16 protein-coding genes are annotated in these 16,265 nt (G+C 52.5%); 5 read left to right on the forward strand and 11 right to left on the reverse strand.

Translation table 11 applies throughout. The features are described from left to right. The first annotated feature begins 192 nt into the window (after window positions 1-192). Window positions 193-2,430, forward strand: a complete 2,238-nt coding sequence (gene glyS, locus IE076_RS03575) for a glycine--tRNA ligase subunit beta (protein ID WP_189435355.1) — start codon at window positions 193-195, stop codon at window positions 2,428-2,430. A 60-nt stretch (window positions 2,431-2,490) separates the two neighbouring features. Here glyS and IE076_RS03580 read toward each other — a convergent pair whose 3' ends face one another. After that, on the reverse strand, window positions 2,491-3,402 hold the full coding sequence (locus tag IE076_RS03580; RefSeq protein WP_189435356.1) for a LysR substrate-binding domain-containing protein: 912 nt from the start codon (window positions 3,400-3,402) through the stop codon (window positions 2,491-2,493). A 108-nt stretch (window positions 3,403-3,510) separates the two neighbouring features. Between IE076_RS03580 and IE076_RS03585 the strand changes: the two genes are divergently transcribed. Then, window positions 3,511-3,681 (forward strand): hypothetical protein, encoded by a 171-nt coding sequence (locus tag IE076_RS03585; RefSeq protein ID WP_189435645.1) that lies wholly within the window; start codon window positions 3,511-3,513, stop codon window positions 3,679-3,681. Between the two features lie 38 nt (window positions 3,682-3,719). Here IE076_RS03585 and IE076_RS03590 read toward each other — a convergent pair whose 3' ends face one another. The 4 genes from IE076_RS03590 to IE076_RS03605 form a co-directional block, all read right to left on the reverse strand. Further along, complete coding sequence (locus tag IE076_RS03590; protein WP_189435357.1) at window positions 3,720-4,214, reverse strand: Mpo1 family 2-hydroxy fatty acid dioxygenase; 495 nt, start codon at window positions 4,212-4,214, stop codon at window positions 3,720-3,722. A 134-nt stretch (window positions 4,215-4,348) separates the two neighbouring features. After that, on the reverse strand, window positions 4,349-6,673 hold the full coding sequence (locus tag IE076_RS03595) for an NADP-dependent malic enzyme (RefSeq protein ID WP_189435358.1): 2,325 nt from the start codon (window positions 6,671-6,673) through the stop codon (window positions 4,349-4,351). Between the two features lie 92 nt (window positions 6,674-6,765). Beyond that, a complete protein-coding gene (locus tag IE076_RS03600; protein WP_189435359.1) occupies window positions 6,766-7,464 on the reverse strand; it encodes a ceramidase domain-containing protein in 699 nt (232 codons plus the stop codon). A 23-nt stretch (window positions 7,465-7,487) separates the two neighbouring features. Then, window positions 7,488-8,081, reverse strand: a complete 594-nt coding sequence (locus IE076_RS03605) for a glycosyltransferase (protein WP_189435360.1) — start codon at window positions 8,079-8,081, stop codon at window positions 7,488-7,490. Between the two features lie 112 nt (window positions 8,082-8,193). On the opposite strand from IE076_RS03605, the gene IE076_RS03610 reads away from it, so the two are divergent. Further along, a complete protein-coding gene (locus IE076_RS03610) occupies window positions 8,194-9,321 on the forward strand; it encodes a PA0069 family radical SAM protein (RefSeq protein WP_189435361.1) in 1,128 nt (375 codons plus the stop codon). A gap of 16 nt (window positions 9,322-9,337) precedes the next feature. Here the strand turns inward: IE076_RS03610 and IE076_RS03615 are convergent, their stop codons facing one another. Beyond that, a complete protein-coding gene (locus IE076_RS03615) occupies window positions 9,338-10,690 on the reverse strand; it encodes a serine hydrolase domain-containing protein (RefSeq protein ID WP_189435362.1) in 1,353 nt (450 codons plus the stop codon). A 1,066-nt stretch (window positions 10,691-11,756) separates the two neighbouring features. On the opposite strand from IE076_RS03615, the gene rnhB reads away from it, so the two are divergent. Continuing rightward, window positions 11,757-12,410 (forward strand): ribonuclease HII, encoded by a 654-nt coding sequence (rnhB, locus tag IE076_RS03620; protein WP_189435363.1) that lies wholly within the window; start codon window positions 11,757-11,759, stop codon window positions 12,408-12,410. A 249-nt stretch (window positions 12,411-12,659) separates the two neighbouring features. Further along, complete coding sequence (locus IE076_RS03625) at window positions 12,660-13,337, forward strand: SDR family NAD(P)-dependent oxidoreductase (protein WP_189435364.1); 678 nt, start codon at window positions 12,660-12,662, stop codon at window positions 13,335-13,337. A gap of 111 nt (window positions 13,338-13,448) precedes the next feature. On the opposite strand, the gene IE076_RS03630 is transcribed toward IE076_RS03625, so the two are convergent. From IE076_RS03630 to IE076_RS03650, 5 genes are all read right to left on the reverse strand, one after another. Then, entirely contained in the window at window positions 13,449-13,934 is a 486-nt protein-coding gene (locus tag IE076_RS03630; RefSeq protein ID WP_189435365.1) for a F0F1 ATP synthase subunit B family protein, read from the reverse strand. Between the two features lie 11 nt (window positions 13,935-13,945). Beyond that, the gene (locus IE076_RS03635; RefSeq protein ID WP_189435366.1) at window positions 13,946-14,497 is read right to left on the reverse strand and encodes a F0F1 ATP synthase subunit B; all 552 of its coding nucleotides are present in this window, start codon (window positions 14,495-14,497) and stop codon (window positions 13,946-13,948) included. Between the two features lie 101 nt (window positions 14,498-14,598). Then, window positions 14,599-14,826 carry a F0F1 ATP synthase subunit C gene (locus tag IE076_RS03640; protein ID WP_054663458.1) on the reverse strand — a complete coding sequence of 76 codons (228 nt, stop codon included), beginning with the start codon at window positions 14,824-14,826 and terminating at the stop codon, window positions 14,599-14,601. 73 nt (window positions 14,827-14,899) lie between these two features. Then, on the reverse strand, window positions 14,900-15,667 hold the full coding sequence (locus tag IE076_RS03645) for a F0F1 ATP synthase subunit A (RefSeq protein WP_189435367.1): 768 nt from the start codon (window positions 15,665-15,667) through the stop codon (window positions 14,900-14,902). 52 nt (window positions 15,668-15,719) lie between these two features. Beyond that, window positions 15,720-16,094, reverse strand: coding sequence for an AtpZ/AtpI family protein (locus tag IE076_RS03650; protein ID WP_244649582.1), 375 nt, complete (start codon window positions 16,092-16,094; stop codon window positions 15,720-15,722). Window positions 16,095-16,265 lie beyond the last annotated feature (171 nt).

Here is a 16,265-nt window from a genome sequence, read left to right on the forward strand (position 1 = left end):
CTCTCCAATGGATCAACGTCTGGTACGGGCAGCTGTTCACACCCCTGTTGATTGGTCACATTCGCCTCAAGTTTTTTGCTCAATAACCCTTCTGCGCCGCCTATTGGGGGTGACAAGCCCCTTGAGTATTGCTAGGCACTACGCACCTTAGAAATTCGCGATTGATTGACCAGTTAAAGGCGTCGTTCACCAATGCCAGATCTTCTCCTCGAACTCTTTAGCGAGGAAATTCCTGCCCGCATGCAGCGTCGTGCGGCTGAGGATTTGAAATCCCTCCTTACCAATGCTCTTGTTGATGCAGGTGTGACCTATGAAGGCGCGAAGGCTTATGCCACTCCTCGCCGCCTGGCTCTGCACATTGCCGGTTTGCCTGCTGGTTCCAAAGCAACCCGTGAAGAGCGGAAGGGTCCGCGCGTTGGCGCGCCTGAAAAAGCATTGGCTGGCTTCCTGCGTGGCGCAGGCTTATCTTCGATTGACGAAGCTGCAGTTCACAATGACCCAAAGAAGGGTGATTTTTACGTCGCTGTCATCGAAAAGCCTGGCCGCAAGACCGAGGATATTGTTGCTGATGTGATGCCAGACATCATTCGCAACTTCCCTTGGCCTAAGTCACAACGCTGGGGTACGGGTAGCTTGCGCTGGGTTCGTCCGCTGCACTCTATCGTTTGCACCTTCGGTCCTGAGACGGAAGAGCCGGAAGTCATTCCGTTTGAAGTCGATGGCATCAAATCCGGACAGACCACTTACGGTCACCGCTTTATGGCGCCTGAGGCCATCGAAGTGCGCCGGCTCAGCGACTACATGGCGAAGCTGGAAGCTGCCAAGGTTGTGCTTGATGCGGACCGCCGCAAAGACATCATTGATGCAGACGCAAAGAACGCTGCGATGGCGCTTGGGCTTGAACTGGTTGAAGATGCTGGCCTGCTTGAAGAGGTGGCTGGCCTTAACGAGTGGCCAACTGTTCTTATCGGATCTTACGATGAAAGCTTCCTTGAGCTTCCGGATGAAGTCACTCAGCTCACCATCAAGGTGAACCAGAAAAACTTCGTGCTGCGCGATCCTGCCACTTCCCGTCTTACCAACAAGTTTGCGCTGACCGCGAACATCGTTGCTAAAGACGGCGGTGCCAAGATCATTTCCGGTAACGAAAAGGTTGTTTCTGCGCGTTTGGCAGACGCTAAGTTCTTCTGGGAAACAGACCTGAAGACCAAGCTTGAGAGCAATGTTTCCAAGCTTCAGGACATTGTGTTCCACGAGAAGCTGGGCAGTGTTGCTGCGCGTGTTGACCGTCTTGAGCGCCTTGCTGCGGAAATTGCTCCGCTTGTTGGCGCTGATGTGGAGAAGACCAAGCGGGCGGCACGTCTGGCGAAAGCCGATCTTGTGTCTGCAATGGTCTTTGAATTCCCTGAGCTTCAGGGCCTGATGGGTCGTTACTATGCGGAAGCACAGGGTGAAGACCCTGCTGTGTCTCAGGCGATTGAAGATCACTACAAGCCTGCCGGCGCTTCTGACGATGTACCAACATCGCCAGTTTCGATCGCAGTTGCGCTTGCTGACAAGCTGGACATTCTGGCTGGCTTTTGGGCGGTTGACGAAAAGCCAACCGGCTCCAAAGATCCGTTTGCGCTGCGCCGGGCGGCCCTTGGCGTTATCCGTCTTGTGCTGGAAAACGACCTGCGCCTGCCAATGCGTGATGTACTGGTACAGAGCCTGCGCCGTAACCTTGCAGACATTGCTGCTACCCGCGGTGAAAGCGCGCTATCTGATCTTCCGTTCATCGGAAAAGGCCAGACCGGCGAAGGCGTTGTTAAAGACATCTTCTCCATGGTTTCCAAAGCTGCTGACGTGGTGCTGGCAAACGTTTCCGACAAGATCCCTGAGACCTCGCTGGAATCCGGTCTGATTGACGATTTGCTTGCGTTCTTTGCAGACCGCATGAAGGTGGTTCTGAAAGACAAGGGCGTGCGTCATGACCTGATTGACGCCGTGCTGGCTCGTGGTGGTCAGGACGATATCCTCCTGATCGTGAAGCAGGCAGAAGCTCTTGCTGCGCTGTTGGGCACCGAAGACGGTATCAACCTGCTGGCTGGCTATAAGCGTGCTGCAAACATTTTGCGTGCGGAAGAGAAGAAAGAGGGCAAAGCTTTTGCAGGCAAGCCTGATGCTGCTCTGCTGGAAGAACAGGCAGAAAAGGACCTTGCGTCTACTTTGGATAGCGTTCTGATTGAGATCCGACCGCTGCTTGATGCTGCAGACTTTTCCGGCGCAATGGCTGCTCTTGCCAAATTGCGCGGTCCGGTTGATGGCTTCTTCGACAACATCCACGTGAATGCTGAAGACGCTGCAGTGCGTGAGAACCGCCTGAAAATCCTCGCTGGCATTCGTGCTGCTGTTCATGAAGTTGCAGATTTTTCAAAGATCGCTGGCTAAGCTGGTCTTATAAGACATTTGAAAGCCCTGCCCTCCCTTGAAGGCAGGGCTTTTTTCTGCCTAGGCCTTGACGGCTTTCTCGTATTCCACTGCTGTCTGGGCGATCTCTTCTTTCAGCCAGTCCCGCAGTTTGCGAACGCTCGGGCTTCGCAACGCGCCTTCGCGGCAGATGAACCAGTAGGACCGGCCTGTCGAGCATCGGTGCTCAAACGGGATCTTCAGCTGACCTTGTTTGATGGCGTTGGCCACGAGCGTGTCCCAGCCCAAAAAGACGCCGTGTCCTGCGATTGCTGCATCCATGCATAAAGACGCGTTGGAAAAGCCATGGCCTTTGGGAAGATGGCTTTCCTTCATGCCGAAGGCTGAGAGCCAATCACTCCAGCGGTAATAGGAATTGTAGTCACGGATAATCACCTCATTGAGCAGGTCCTGCGGCTCCTTGAGCCGTTCTGCGACCTCAGGAGAGCATACCGGGTAGATGAAGTGTTCGCACAGGCGTTCCGAGTAAACGTCATCCGGTGCGCGTTTGTGGACGCGGACGCAGGCATCAACATCGGAGTGGTTGAGGTTCACTACTTGATCATTCGCATCCAGCCGGAGGTTGATATCCGGGTTTGCGCTCATGAAGCTGCTTAAACGCCAGACCAGCCACTTTTCAGCCAGCAGAGGAGCAACGGACAGGAAGAGGCTCTCCTCCCTGTCACGGTCTGCCAGCGCCACTGCCTCGGAGATCTGTTTAAGACCCGATGTGAGTTCGCGGCAGATTTCGGCGCCGAGCCTTGTCAGCTTTAGTCCGCTCGGTTCACGGGAGAAGAGCGGGCGCCCCAGCTGGTGCTCGGTTTTGTGCAGTTGCTGGCTGACAGCACCGGAGGTGATCCCCAGTTCTTCAGCTGCATTTTTTAAAGATCCCAAGCGCCCTACGGCTTCAACAACACGAAGACCGGCTAGGCTGACTTGATTGAGGTTTTTCATCGAGAATAGTTCCGAGCAGTAAATCTAAACCGGGGTTTAGTTATTCCAGATAGCGCTTGCAACACAATGGGCGCATTGTCGCTTCATCAAGTCACAAAGGAAATGACAATGCGAAATCTTTTTAAAGATCTGTTGCGCGGAAAATCCCAGCGTAAATCTAAAGCACCAGCAGGCTCCAAGCCTTATTGTGCTGATCCGCTTGCGCACCCTGCCCTTCAGCGCATGGATACTCGCGAAATTGGTGATGTTTACATCAACCCAGAAAAAACGCTGCCTTAACAGCAGCGTTTTTTATTCTTTCCATCAGATTTCGTCCCTCAATACGGGATGCCTACCTTTTTATAGATGAAGTGCAAGATCCAGGCAGGCCCAACAAGTAAGAACTGCAGGTCCTTGAAGAACGAGGGTTTTTTCCCCTCAATATAATGGCCGATAAACTGGCCAACCCAAGCGATTACAAACACCGCCAGAGCCGTCTGCCAGAGCGGAATGCCAAGCCCGAACTGCTCGTAGGTCATATTGATCCAAACCAGCAGCGCTGAAGCAACGGCCATGCCAATTGCCAGCGTAAAGGACAGTGACAGATAGTAAAGAACCGCTAACCCAAGCCCGATTGTGCACCAGTTCAGCAATGGTGAGATACTCGAGAAAACAATGGGTGTTGGGATAGACCACAGCAGTGCGGTTACCGTCCAGGAAATGACGGGTACACAGATCCAGTGAATTGCTTTGTTTTTATGATCCTGATGGCTTTCGCCATACTCGCCAAGCAGGCGGTCGATGCGACGCCCGGTCGCTTCAGATAGGCTCATATTACCCTCCCCGTAATAACAAGCTGCACGAATGCGACTAGCATGCCGTAAAGGGAAGTTATTTTCAAGCTGACAAAACTTCGGCGGGCATAATACCCCATGCCCGCCGAAGGCGTTGTTTTACCTAGCAGGTGCTACGCAATGCCTGCTGTTATGCTTGCAGCATTGCGCTTTCTGCATTGTGCATCAACAGCGGACAGAGCTGTCATGTTAACGATGCCGCGTGATGTCACAGATGGCGTGATAATATGCGCGGGTTTCTTTGCACCCAGCAAGATTGGGCCAACATGGAGTGCGTCTGTCATTGCCTTAATGAGGTTCATGGCAATGTTGGCGGCATCCAATGTTGGGAACACGAGCAGATTTGCAGGGCCAGAGATATGTGCATCCGGCATGTAGCGCTCCAGGATATCCGGCTTCAGGGCTGCATCACCATGCATTTCGCCTTCAGCCTCCAGATCAGGCATCTGCTTCCAGACCATCTGCAGGGCTTCACGCATCTTGTTGGAGGTTACGGATGGGCGGGAGCCGAAGTTGGAGTGCGACAATAGGGCAACGCGTGGGGTGATCCCGAAGCGTTTGATCTGTTCGGATGCCAGATGAGTGATCTCGGCGATTTCCTCAGCGGATGGGCACTCGGTCACATAAGTGTCTGCCAGGAAGTAGGCGCCGCTTGAGTTGATCAGCAGCGACAGGGTTGAGAAGTCAGTGACTTCGTCGGAACATCCAATGATATTGGAGATATCGCGCAGGTGCTTATCGAAGCGGCCCTCAAGGCCAGTGATAAGCGCATCAGCTTCGCCTCTATGCAACGCCAGTGCACCAATAACGGTTGTGTTGGTACGGACGACAGTTCTAGCCGCTTCCGGTGTTACGCCTTTGCGGCCAACAAGTTGGACCAGTGTGTCCACGTAGGAGCGGTAACGTGGATCGTCTTCCGGGTTTACAAATTCGAAGTCTGTGCCCGGACGGATGCGCAGGCCGAAGCGCTCACAGCGGTTTTCCAGAACCTGTGGACGGCCAATCAGGATCGGTGTTGCAAGACCTTCTTCAATCACCACCTGTGCGGCGCGCAGTACGCGTTCGTCTTCACCATCTGCGTAGATGACGCGTTGCTTGTCTTCTTTTGCCTGCGCGATGATCGGCTTCATCACCATACCGGAGCGGAACACGAACCGGTTCAGCTTGTCCATGTAGGCGTCGAAGTCTTCAATTGGGCGCGTTGCGACGCCCGTTTCCATGGCCGCTTTTGCAACAGCTGGTGCAATGCGCAGGATCAGACGGTTATCGAATGGGGACGGGATGAGATAGTTTGGGCCGAATGTATGAATGACGCCGCCATAGGCTTTGGCGACCACGTCGGTCGGTTCTTCCCGTGCCAGAGCTGCGATTGCTTCAACAGCTGCCAGTTTCATTTCCTCGTTGATGGCCGTTGCACCAACGTCCAGCGCACCGCGGAAGATGTACGGGAAGCAGAGAACGTTATTCACTTGGTTCGGGAAGTCCGAACGACCGGTACACATGACAACATCATCACGTACAGCAAGCGCGTCTTCCGGCATGATTTCCGGGTTCGGGTTGGCAAGGGCCATCACAAGTGGACGCTTGGCCATCTTGGCGACCATTTCCGGTTTCAGAACGCCAGCTGCGGACAGGCCGATAAAGACGTCCGCGCCTTCGATGATATCATCAAGCGTGCGCTTGTCGGTCTTTTGGGCAAAAACGGATTTCCATTCATCCATAAGGGCTTCGCGGCCTTCATAGACAACGCCTTCAATGTCGGAAACCCAGATGTTTTCGCGTTTTACGCCAGAGGCAACGAGCAGGTTGAGACAGGCAAGCGCCGCAGCACCCGCACCGGATGCAACAACCTTGATGTCCTCCAGCTTTTTGCCGGAGAGTTCCATACCGTTATGGACAGCGGCGGCTACGATGATTGCGGTTCCGTGCTGGTCATCATGGAAAACCGGGATATTCATCTTTTCGCGCAGGCGGTCTTCAATCTGGAAACACTCAGGCGCTTTGATATCTTCCAGGTTGATGCCGCCGAAGGTTGGCTCAAGAACGGAGACTGCATCTACAAACTTATCAACCTTGGTTTCGTCAACCTCGATGTCGAATACGTCGATGCCTGCAAACTTTTTGAAGAGAACTGCCTTCCCTTCCATGACCGGCTTGGAGGCGAGAGGACCGATGGCACCAAGTCCCAGTACGGCGGTTCCGTTGGAGATTACGGCGACCAGGTTCTGGCGAGCAGTGTAATCGGCAGCTTTTGACGGCTCCTTATGGATTTCCAAACATGGCGCAGCAACACCCGGCGAGTAGGCGAGTGCTAAATCTCGCTGGTTTCCCAAAAGTTTAGTTGCCTGAATTTCCAATTTACCAGGGCGTGGATACTCGTGGTAAAAGAGGGCTTGTTGATCGAGTTCGCCGGAGGTAGGGCGCTTTTTGTCCGTCATTGTATGTTCTTGCCTGACCTTGTGAATGAGCAGCTCGCCACCGGGAATCAGTGTGACTTCCGGATCAGATATGGCAAAACCTAGACCATCGCCTAGGATTCTGCACTGTCTTTATACGTCTTAAAGCGTATAAATGCGCGGATTAGAATAAGCAAAAGCGCTGCATTTAAAATATGCCACAAGTAATGTGTGCCTGTTGGTAATATTGGACAAAGCGGCTGATCGAGCATTCTGAAAATCATCGATACTGCGAATACGAGACCTCCCAGGAACAAAGCATTGGAGGTTGGCTTATGTTTCCAGCGGGTAAGTGCTGCGAACAGGAGTATCGCGAGCAGTGCCGGGAAGTAGCCTGCGGTAGAGCCCATCAGACCCTGAAACAGTGGCGGAAGATACTCCAAGGCCGCATAAAAGATCACCGTCACAATAAGTGATATCAGTATGTTAGCGCCGAGGTAGCGCCGTGTTGCCAGATAGAAGTAGGCCAGCATAAAGGCCGCGATCGGGATGGAATCTGCCAGCAAAGCCCAGTAGGTCGCGAAGGTGTGAAACAGGAAAGAGCCTATCCCGATAATGACGACCAAAAGGATGAGCAGGAGTGCTGCGTTATCTTGTGAGATGGTTTGCGTTGAATCGGTATTTTTTGCGTTGCTACGTGCGTTTTTCCAGATTTGAAGGGCTATCAGCGCGGCGATGATGAAGGCGATGTTACTCACCGCATTGAGAGGCTCGGACCAGAATGCGGCGGAGGTTCTTTCACAGTATTGGTTCAGTTGTTGATTCCAGTCCATGAGACCTCCCGGTTGGTCCCGTGTCACCTCATCGGGTTTTGAAAGACCACGGTACCGTTCAACCAATGAATACGGCTTGCGCTCAATACTTTCTTGAGTTGTTGCCGCCTGTTTGCATTTGGTGCACTCAGCAGTGCTTGCTGCAGATGCTGTTTTTGCATCAGCAGGGGAAGTTGATAGCAGGAGGACTTCAACAAACGGTTCTTTGCATTGGCGAGTCTTTCCTTAATCTGCGCGGATGGGCCGAATTCTTCAGTTCGGCTTCTATAAACGCCAATGAGATTGCTTGCGGAGTTGGTCCGTTCCGCGCGTTCTATGAAAGCGGCAGCTTCTGCTTGCCAACCAACTTGCAAGATGGCGCCGGGCTGGATGAGCAGGATCCAGTTGGCGCGGGTGCATTGTTGGGCGCCCTCGGTCAGAACTGAGCCGGAGTTGGCTGCGTTGGTCACAAAGTGGGCACCGCAGGCGTCTGCGACGACGCTGGTGCCATCCGTTGAGCCTTCATCGGCAATGATGACTTCTTTCAAGATGCCTTCTGCAGAGGCAGGGACAAGGGCGGACAAGGTGAGAACCAGCAGCTGCTCGCTGTTGTGGGCGGGAATAAGTGCGCTAATCATTCCGGCAGTTTACAGTGATTTGCCTAATATTCGGAAAGTAAAGGCTTGCAAATCCCAATAATCTGAGCAATGTTCTCTCTATGTTCTTACGGAAGACGGAAGTGCACGCCCCATGCCAACTGCACAAAATCAAAAGACTGATGCGGAGGCTCCTGATCCCTCAGGGTCTGCCCTTCCGGTTAACATGACAGGCCGCGGACGGGCTGCGCATTCCAACAAGGCAGGACGGTTTGAGTCGGAAAGCCGGGAACTGGTGGATGACGGCTGGGGAACAATTGATGAACTTCCACCCGTCAAGACCGAAGTACAGACAGAAGTTGCGCGGCATGTGATAACCAAGAACTCTTCGCCTGACCTGCCTTTTGATCGCTCTATCAATCCGTATCGAGGATGTGAGCACGGCTGCATTTACTGTTTTGCGCGGCCAACCCATGCCTATATGGGGCTTTCGCCGGGACTGGATTTTGAAAGCCGGTTGTTTGCCAAGCCCAATGCGGCGCAGGTTTTGGAGCGGGAGCTGGGTGCGCCTTCCTATCAAGCCAAACCGATTGCGATTGGAACCAATACCGATCCGTACCAGCCCATTGAACGCACGCAGAAAATCATGCGCGGTATTCTGGAGGTGCTGAACAAGACAGGGCATCCGGTGACAATTGTTACCAAGTCTGCGCTGGTCATGCGAGACATCGACATTCTGTCTGAGATGGCCGAGCGCAATCTGGCTAAGGTGGCAATCTCTGTGACAACGCTGGACCGGAAGATTGCACGCAGTCTTGAACCGCGCGCCTCTACGCCAACGCGGCGGCTGCAGGCGATCAAGGCTCTGTCTGATGCGGGTATTCCAACGGCGGTTTTAGCGGCGCCTATCATTCCCGGCCTGACGGATCATGAGCTTGAGGGTATTTTGGAGGTCTGCAAGGAGCATGGGGCGAGCGAGGCCAACTATATTCTCCTGCGCTTGCCGCGTGAGGTTTCGGAGCTGTTCAAGGAATGGCTTTTGCGGGAGGCTCCGGGCAGTTATCGGCGCGTCCTTAGTCTTCTTCGATCCATGCGTGACGGGAAAGACTACGATGCTCAATGGACACAGCGTTTCAAAGGCAAAGGGCCTTATGCAGATCAACTGGCGAAGCGTTTTCAGCTGGCCTGCAAGAGCAAGGGCCTTTCCCCGCGCTCTCTAAAACTGTCCTGTGACCATTTCATCAAGCCAACCTGCGGTGGCGTACAGCTTTCATTGTTGTAGACGTGCGGCAGGAAGGTCACTCTTGACCGTGGTTAAGATAAGTTATGACAGCATCAAAGGCATTGATATTGTATTCGTCGTAGAAGTTATCCGAGGATACCGGCTGCGATGACTGCTTGATAATCGCAATGTTTCGTGTTGGATCAATGTAAATCCATTGCCCGTTGACCCCGATGGCCATGAAAGCCTCATGTCCTGGAGTATGGCGTACCCACCACTGCGCCCGGTAACTCCAGTCTTTATTACCCATCACCCCCTTGGATTCAGTACCGTTCGAGAAGGCCTCAATACTGCCTCCCTCTGCAAGCTCTCTCACCACAGCAGCAGGAACCACTTGTTGCCCATTAAATTCCCCTTGATTGAGCATCATTATTGCAAACCTTGCCAAGTCCTTTGGCGTTGCGTTTAACCCACCGCCAGCAAATAGGGTGCCGCTTTTATCTAACAGAACATATGTACTCCCGTCGGTTCCTAGCTTGGACCATAACTTGTCATAGAGGTCTTGCTGAAAGGAGCGCCCAGTCGCTCGGTTTGTTACCCAATTGACCACATCTGTCTTGGGTGTTTGATAGTGAAAAATATCGCCATGCTCATGGTCGAAATCTTTGGGAAGAGACGCCAGGTAGTCATAGATATTATCAGCGAGGCTCTCGTCGTCCGTCGCTTCAATGAATCCCAGAACTTTTGCGTATTGGACGATACCTGAAGTGGGGTCGGCGTAGTCTTCGGAAAAATCCAGAGAATTGGTCATATCTAAAACCTGACCAACAGTCGCGTTTGCGAAAGCACCCGATTGTTCCAGTTCCGGCACATACTTTACTACCAGATCATCTTCGTTGAGTTTGCCTTCTGCTGCAGCCATTAGGCCAAACAGACCGGCAAACGACTTTGTGACCGACATCATCTGGTGTTCCTGATCAGCGGTCATGCCATTTAAGAACTCCTCAAAGACAATTGTGTCTCCTTTGATAACAACAAAAGCATCCGTGTAGGTTTCCTTAAAGTAGATCTCCATGTCCACTGGCTTACCGGTATCCGGATTGATGACTTTGAGGTGTTCAATGCCTGCATCGATTTCCGTTTTCACGGGTACGGCTACCTCAGCATTCCTAATCCCAGCGGTTGGGTAAATGCTACGCATGTTTTGGTAGGACCAGCGATTATAGGGAGATGTAAACAGAGCATTTGAACGATCGACGCGCTTATCTACCGGAGGAGGAAAACCTTGCATCAGTTCCAGTTCTTCGGCTGTCGCATATTCGTCTGCAATTACCGGCTTCATTGACTGCATTGATCCCAAGGTCAGAATAGAGAGCGTGAGACTAAACCAGAACCCATGCTTAGACTTTCTAAGATAAGCAATGAACATTGTGCCCTCTATTCTCGTTATAGCATGCGGCATTATTCATCTCAGCTCTCAAGTGTATGTAAATATACTTTGTACAATACACTCAAACCGCTTTAGCTTTCTGAAGATTGCTTCGAGGACCTCCAAGTTCTTTTGAATGGGATGCGAGATGGCGTTCAACTCTATGTGGTCCACACCAAATCACTATCAGCGGGAAATTTAGGAGCCAGGTCTTCGACTTAATCTAACAAGTTCGGCGCGTTCTTTGGATCGCAACACTGCCTTCCATCAGCACAGAGCTCAGAATTTCACCGCCTCGGAAGTCTAAACCGAGGAGGATTGTCTTTAATTGACATGAACAAAAGAACTGCCTGTTAAGGTGACAGAGCCATATAGATGCTCGCGGCATGTTTCTAAAGTAATGCTGAGCAAATGACCTTCATTGGGTCTGTTCTGATGGGAATAAGACCCCTCTTAGTCATCGAAATTGGTTCATTTCCAAGTAATTTCCCGCGAAGTTAGGCCTTCGAGAAAAGAGGAGCAAGCATCAGTGCTTAAATACGTCCTATCAAAAGGAATAATGTTTTCTTCTCTAGTCCTATTATCTGGGTGTGTCGCTGGAGCCGTTGCCCCCGCGTATGTGATTGCAAAGAACGGAGGCTATGCGAATTATCAGCAGGTATCTGCTGAGAACAGACACAAATACAGAGATGATGATAGCGATACGGGAGTGAATGACGAACCAACTGGCGCCATATCCGTAATTAACTCCGCAGGATCGGCTTGTCTTGCCAGCGGCGGTTTTATTAATTGTGCGGACGGTACTTCAGGAAGCTATATTGCAGGGGGTGGTTCTATTCTGGGCACCTTATCAAATGGGGACTCAATAACAGCCCCCTATTAGCAGCCACTTGTAACAAGGAGCGCAGCTAACATCTTCCCTCCCTACAGCGCAAAGAAAAGCAGCAGCCCGGAAGAACGACGGCATGCCCAAATCGTCGGGCTTTAATTTTCATGCGTTTTCCTCGCTGTAGACGGACCTCGTTGTTATGGTTGAAAGCTCATGGACGGCGTGGCAAAGAGGGGCATGTCGTATTTTGCAAATTCCCTCTTTGATATCGCCTTTCCTGATGCTCCTAACCTGCGCTTTGAGCGCTCTGTAGAGCAAGATCTGCAAGGGCGTTTTGCTGGTATAGATGAAGCAGGACGTGGACCATGGGCCGGTCCCGTTGTTATAGCTGCCGCCAGTCTTGATTACGACAATCTGCCAGAGGGGCTGAACGATTCCAAGAAGCTGACAGAGGCCAAACGCGAGGAGCTTTTTGAGCAGATCCTTGAGATGGCTGATGTGAGTGTTTGCGTGCAAAGTGCGCGGACCATTGACCGGATCAACATCCGCGAGGCAACGCTGCAAGGCATGCGCACCTGCGCCCGCTCGCTCACTGTTCCGGTAAAACGGTTCTTCATCGATGGCAAAGACGTGCCACACCATCTGCCGCAGGAAGGGCAAGCCATGATCAAGGGTGATGGCCGCTGCCTTGCTATTTCCGCTGCTTCCATCGTCGCCAAGGTGACACGTGACCGACTGATGGTGAAAATGGACAAGTATTATCCGGCATACGGTTTTGCCAAGCACAAGGGCTACGGCACCAAGCAGCATCAGGAAGCACTGGCAGCCCACGGCGTCACCCCCCTCCACCGCTGCTCCTTCCGGCCTATTCGGGAGATGATTGAGGGTTGAGGCGATTTGCGGGTCCTTGCGCGAACGCTCTCCCCAGACGCTGATCGAAGTTCCAAGAGTTCCTGCTGGTTTGAGCAGCGGGACTTCGTTCTTGCATTGTACCCTTCGGGTTCCTACAGCAAGCATCATTCCACGACCACAGCACATCCCCTTTTATAGTTCCGAGCCTCTTTCACCTTCATATGTCCCTTATTATCGCCAAGTATTGGGCTGACTACGAGGGAGCTGATGCAAGAGTTGGAGTAGGCCATGAAACGCGCGATTGTTACTGGTGGGGCTGGTTTGATTGGGACGGGTATCTGTCAGGCCCTTCTTGCAGAGGGCTGGGAGGTTGCCAGTTTTGATCTTAAGGTTGGCCAGACCAATGCCGTGGGTGTCCTCTGTGACATCAGCGATGAGCGGGCGGTTGATGAAGCGTTTGCCTACCTTGGGTGGCCGCAGGTGGACTTGCTGGTCAACAATGGCGGACAGGCGACCAGTCTGCAGTTGGAGCTGCAAGAAGCGACCATGGATGACTGGCGCAAGACGCTGGACAGCTATCTGACAGCTACATTTCTCATGAGCCGGCGTGCCTTGCCGTTGATGCCGGAGGGTTCCTGCATTGTGAACATGGCCTCCACGCGTGCCTTCATGTCCGAACCGGGAGACTTCATTTATGCGGCTGCCAAGGGCGGTATCATTTCGCTCACGCAAGCGCTGGCAATTTCTCTTGGGCCCAAGGTGCGAGTGAATGCGATTGCTCCGGGGTGGATCTCAGATGGAGCTGACTTGAGCGAAGGCGACCATGCGCAACATCCGGTCGGGCGCGTCGGTCGGCCCGAGGACATTGCCGAGGCGGTGCTTTATCTGAGTGGGGCCGGGTTCATGACAGGCCAGACACTGACGATTGACGGCGGCATGACGCGCAAGATGATCTATGAGGAGTGAGCACTGCTGAAGATTGATCTGTGCTTGCGGCCAGACCGCTCATATACCCAAACAAAAAAGGCTCCCGAAGTTCGGAAGCCTTTTTGATGTTCTTTTCAGAAATTCTGAGGATCAATTCAGGTTGTCAGAAACCTGTTTGATGCTCTCTGTGAGCACCTTGTCCTGAACTTCCGCTTTGGCAACGCTGGAAGCGACGATGGTTTCAGCTGCCTGTGCTGCAACATCTGCAGCGCGGGAGCGAACTTCTGCAATCGCATTTGTTTCAGCCTGAGCGATTTTCGCTTCAGCTGCTTTGGTGCGACGTGCAATCATCTCTTCGAGAGCTACCTTGGCTTCTTCAGCCAGACGATCCGCTTCAACTTTTGCGTCAGCAACGATCTGTTCTGCTTCGGCTTCAGCCTCTTTACGCTTGCGCTGGTACTCGGCCATCAGAGCCTGAGCTTCTTCACGCAGCTTACGGGCGCCTTCAAGCTCTTGCTTGATGTTGTCCGCTTGCTGGTCAAGCATTGCACCTACTTTGCCCGGAACTTTGAGGTACCAAAGCAAAACAAAGAAGAGGATGAGACCAACGAGTGCCCAAAGGCTTGCATCGAACATTCTGTCACCCCTTACTTAAGTGCAGCATCAACGGCTTTGGTGACTTCAGCTTTTGCTGGAGCACGACCGCCGATAAGTGCCTTCACAAGCTCGCCTGTTGTCTCGGAGGCGATTTCGCCAACGTGAGTCAGGCTTTCAGCTGTGATCCTGGAGATGCTCTGTTCAGATTCGGAAAGCTTAGCTGCCAACTGCTCTTCAGCCGCTGCGCGGGCGCTTTCTGTCTCTGCTTTTACCTTTGAGCGTGCCTCATGAGCCAGGTTAGTGGCCTTGGTGCGCGCGTCGGCAAGAGCACTTTCGTAGGATGCGATGGCTTCATCTGTCTCTTGTTTGAGACGGGATGCTTCTGCCATGTCACCTGCGATGCGATCGCGACGATCTTCAAGAATACCGCCGATGCGTGGCAGAACCACTTTCGACATTACCCAGTAGAAAACGCCGAAGGAAAGAACCAACCACAACAGCTGAGACGGGTAAGTCGAGCTGTCGAATGGAGGAAAGCTACCGCTGTCCTCTACAATGCCGACTTCGGCAGTTGTATTCAGGTTTCCTTGAGTATTCGACATCAACTTCTCCGTGAACGCTCTTCGTAACGCTTTATGATTTGGAGACGGCCCTTAACGAGTAAGGACCGTCACGCATAAAACGCTCTAATCGTTTTCGTCGATTATACTGCGAACAGCAGCAGAAGTGCGACGAGAAGGGAGAAGATGCCGAGAGCTTCGGTCACAGCAAAGCCGAGGATGAGGCGGCCGAACTGTCCATCTGCAGCAGATGGGTTGCGCAGTGCGCCGGCAAGGAAGTTGCCGAAGATGTTACCGAGACCGAGAGCTGCACCACCCATACCAAGGCAGGCGATACCGGCACCAATGTATTTTGCTGCTTCTGCGTCCATGACAAGTGCTCCTAATTAGCAAATTTCGTCTATGACTTAGTTTTGGGCTTAATACCCGGATTCTACACGTTACTTAGTGGCTCGGATGGAGCGCATCTGCAAGATACATGCACGTAAGAACGGTAAAGACGTAGGCCTGAAGGAAGGAGACCAGGAACTCAAGAGCCGTAATGGCAATCGTGAGTAACAGCGGCAAGACCGCAGCTGCGACACCTGCTGCACCGAGACCGGTGAGCATTACGACGAAGCCTGCGAAAACCTTCAGGGTGATGTGACCAGCAAGCATGTTTGCGAACAGACGTACGGACAAGCTAACTGGACGGGAAAGGAAAGAGATAACTTCAATCACGGAAACGAGAGGAACAACCCCTGCCGGAACGCCACTTGGGACGAACAGCTTAAGGAAGCCTGCGCCGTGCTTGTAGAAACCGTAGATCGTTACGGTGCCAATCACGAGCATTGCGAGCGCAAAGGTCACGATGATCTGGCTTGTAACGGTGAAGAAGTATGGGAACATCCCGAGCATGTTTGCCATGAAAACGAACATGAACAGGGAAAAGACGAGCGGGAAGAACCGCATGCCGTCATTGCCTGCTGAGCCTCGCAAGGTGGCAGCAACAAACTCGTAGGACATTTCCGCCATGAGCTGAGCACGGCTGGGGACCAGGCCACGTCTGTTGGTAGACAGAACGAGGAACAAGGTCGCTACAGCGACGGTCAGAACCATGAACAAGGAAGCGTTGGTGAAGGAGAAATCAACACCGCCAATCTCCATAGATACAATCTTGGAGATATGAAACTGGTGGATCGGATCGATCGCGTTGCCTGAATTTCCAGCCACAGGTAGTACCCCTGAAGTGCCAATTTACGAGCGCAAGAGCGCGATGAATTAGTTAGTCCTGCTTCTTGCCGGAGTTCATCCGTCTCTCAGGACCGGCGACTTTACCCGCCTCCCGAAGTACGTTTAATACTCCCGCTGCAAAGCCAAGCATAAGGAGAATTATCATTCCCCACGGCTTGGTTCCGAGCCAGCTATCTGCCATCCAGCCGAGTGCCCCCCCGACGAAGATCGCAGCGATAAACTCGGAAGACATCTTCCAAGCCTGTGACAAACCTGACATTGCGCTGGTCCTGTTCGGCTCCTCTTTAACAGAGGTTTCTTCCAGGTGTGTATCCAGCGTTTTGCCGAGCTTTTCTAGCCGCTCAGACAGGTGACGATCAGTTTCTTTCATGCCTTGTTTTCTCTGCTTGTTCTCTTCGGGAGACATCTTCATTCTTCCTAGATAGCTGCAGATAACTCAAAGACCCTGTAGACCCCTGAAAGTCGGGGGCACCATAATGCTCGTGATGTGCAGTGTCAAGGCTAGAGCCACTTAAGCTAAATACCTGATATTTAATATGTTTTCGAAGTTTCTAACAGGTAATACGTATAAAGGATG

This window comes from Pseudovibrio japonicus, assembly GCF_014651595.1.
In the GTDB taxonomy this organism is placed as follows: Bacteria; Pseudomonadota; Alphaproteobacteria; order Rhizobiales; family Stappiaceae; genus Pseudovibrio; species Pseudovibrio japonicus.

Bases quoted from the DNA above. Each gene is read 5' to 3' on its own strand.
- rnhB (WP_189435363.1), top strand. From the start codon at position 11,757: ATGTCGTATTTTGCAAATTCCCTCTTTGATATCGCCTTTCCTGATGCT.
- IE076_RS03635 (WP_189435366.1), bottom strand. From the start codon at position 14,497: ATGTCGAATACTCAAGGAAACCTGAATACAACTGCCGAAGTCGGCATT.
- IE076_RS03605 (WP_189435360.1), bottom strand. From the start codon at position 8,081: ATGATTAGCGCACTTATTCCCGCCCACAACAGCGAGCAGCTGCTGGTT.
- IE076_RS03595 (WP_189435358.1), bottom strand. From the start codon at position 6,673: ATGACGGACAAAAAGCGCCCTACCTCCGGCGAACTCGATCAACAAGCC.
- IE076_RS03650 (WP_244649582.1), bottom strand. From the start codon at position 16,094: ATGTCTCCCGAAGAGAACAAGCAGAGAAAACAAGGCATGAAAGAAACT.
- IE076_RS03590 (WP_189435357.1), bottom strand. From the start codon at position 4,214: ATGAGCCTATCTGAAGCGACCGGGCGTCGCATCGACCGCCTGCTTGGC.
- IE076_RS03640 (WP_054663458.1), bottom strand. From the start codon at position 14,826: ATGGACGCAGAAGCAGCAAAATACATTGGTGCCGGTATCGCCTGCCTT.
- IE076_RS03600 (WP_189435359.1), bottom strand. From the start codon at position 7,464: ATGGACTGGAATCAACAACTGAACCAATACTGTGAAAGAACCTCCGCC.
- IE076_RS03585 (WP_189435645.1), top strand. From the start codon at position 3,511: ATGCGAAATCTTTTTAAAGATCTGTTGCGCGGAAAATCCCAGCGTAAA.
- IE076_RS03610 (WP_189435361.1), top strand. From the start codon at position 8,194: ATGCCAACTGCACAAAATCAAAAGACTGATGCGGAGGCTCCTGATCCC.
- IE076_RS03630 (WP_189435365.1), bottom strand. From the start codon at position 13,934: ATGTTCGATGCAAGCCTTTGGGCACTCGTTGGTCTCATCCTCTTCTTT.
- IE076_RS03615 (WP_189435362.1), bottom strand. From the start codon at position 10,690: ATGTTCATTGCTTATCTTAGAAAGTCTAAGCATGGGTTCTGGTTTAGT.
- IE076_RS03625 (WP_189435364.1), top strand. From the start codon at position 12,660: ATGAAACGCGCGATTGTTACTGGTGGGGCTGGTTTGATTGGGACGGGT.
- IE076_RS03580 (WP_189435356.1), bottom strand. From the start codon at position 3,402: ATGAAAAACCTCAATCAAGTCAGCCTAGCCGGTCTTCGTGTTGTTGAA.
- glyS (WP_189435355.1), top strand. From the start codon at position 193: ATGCCAGATCTTCTCCTCGAACTCTTTAGCGAGGAAATTCCTGCCCGC.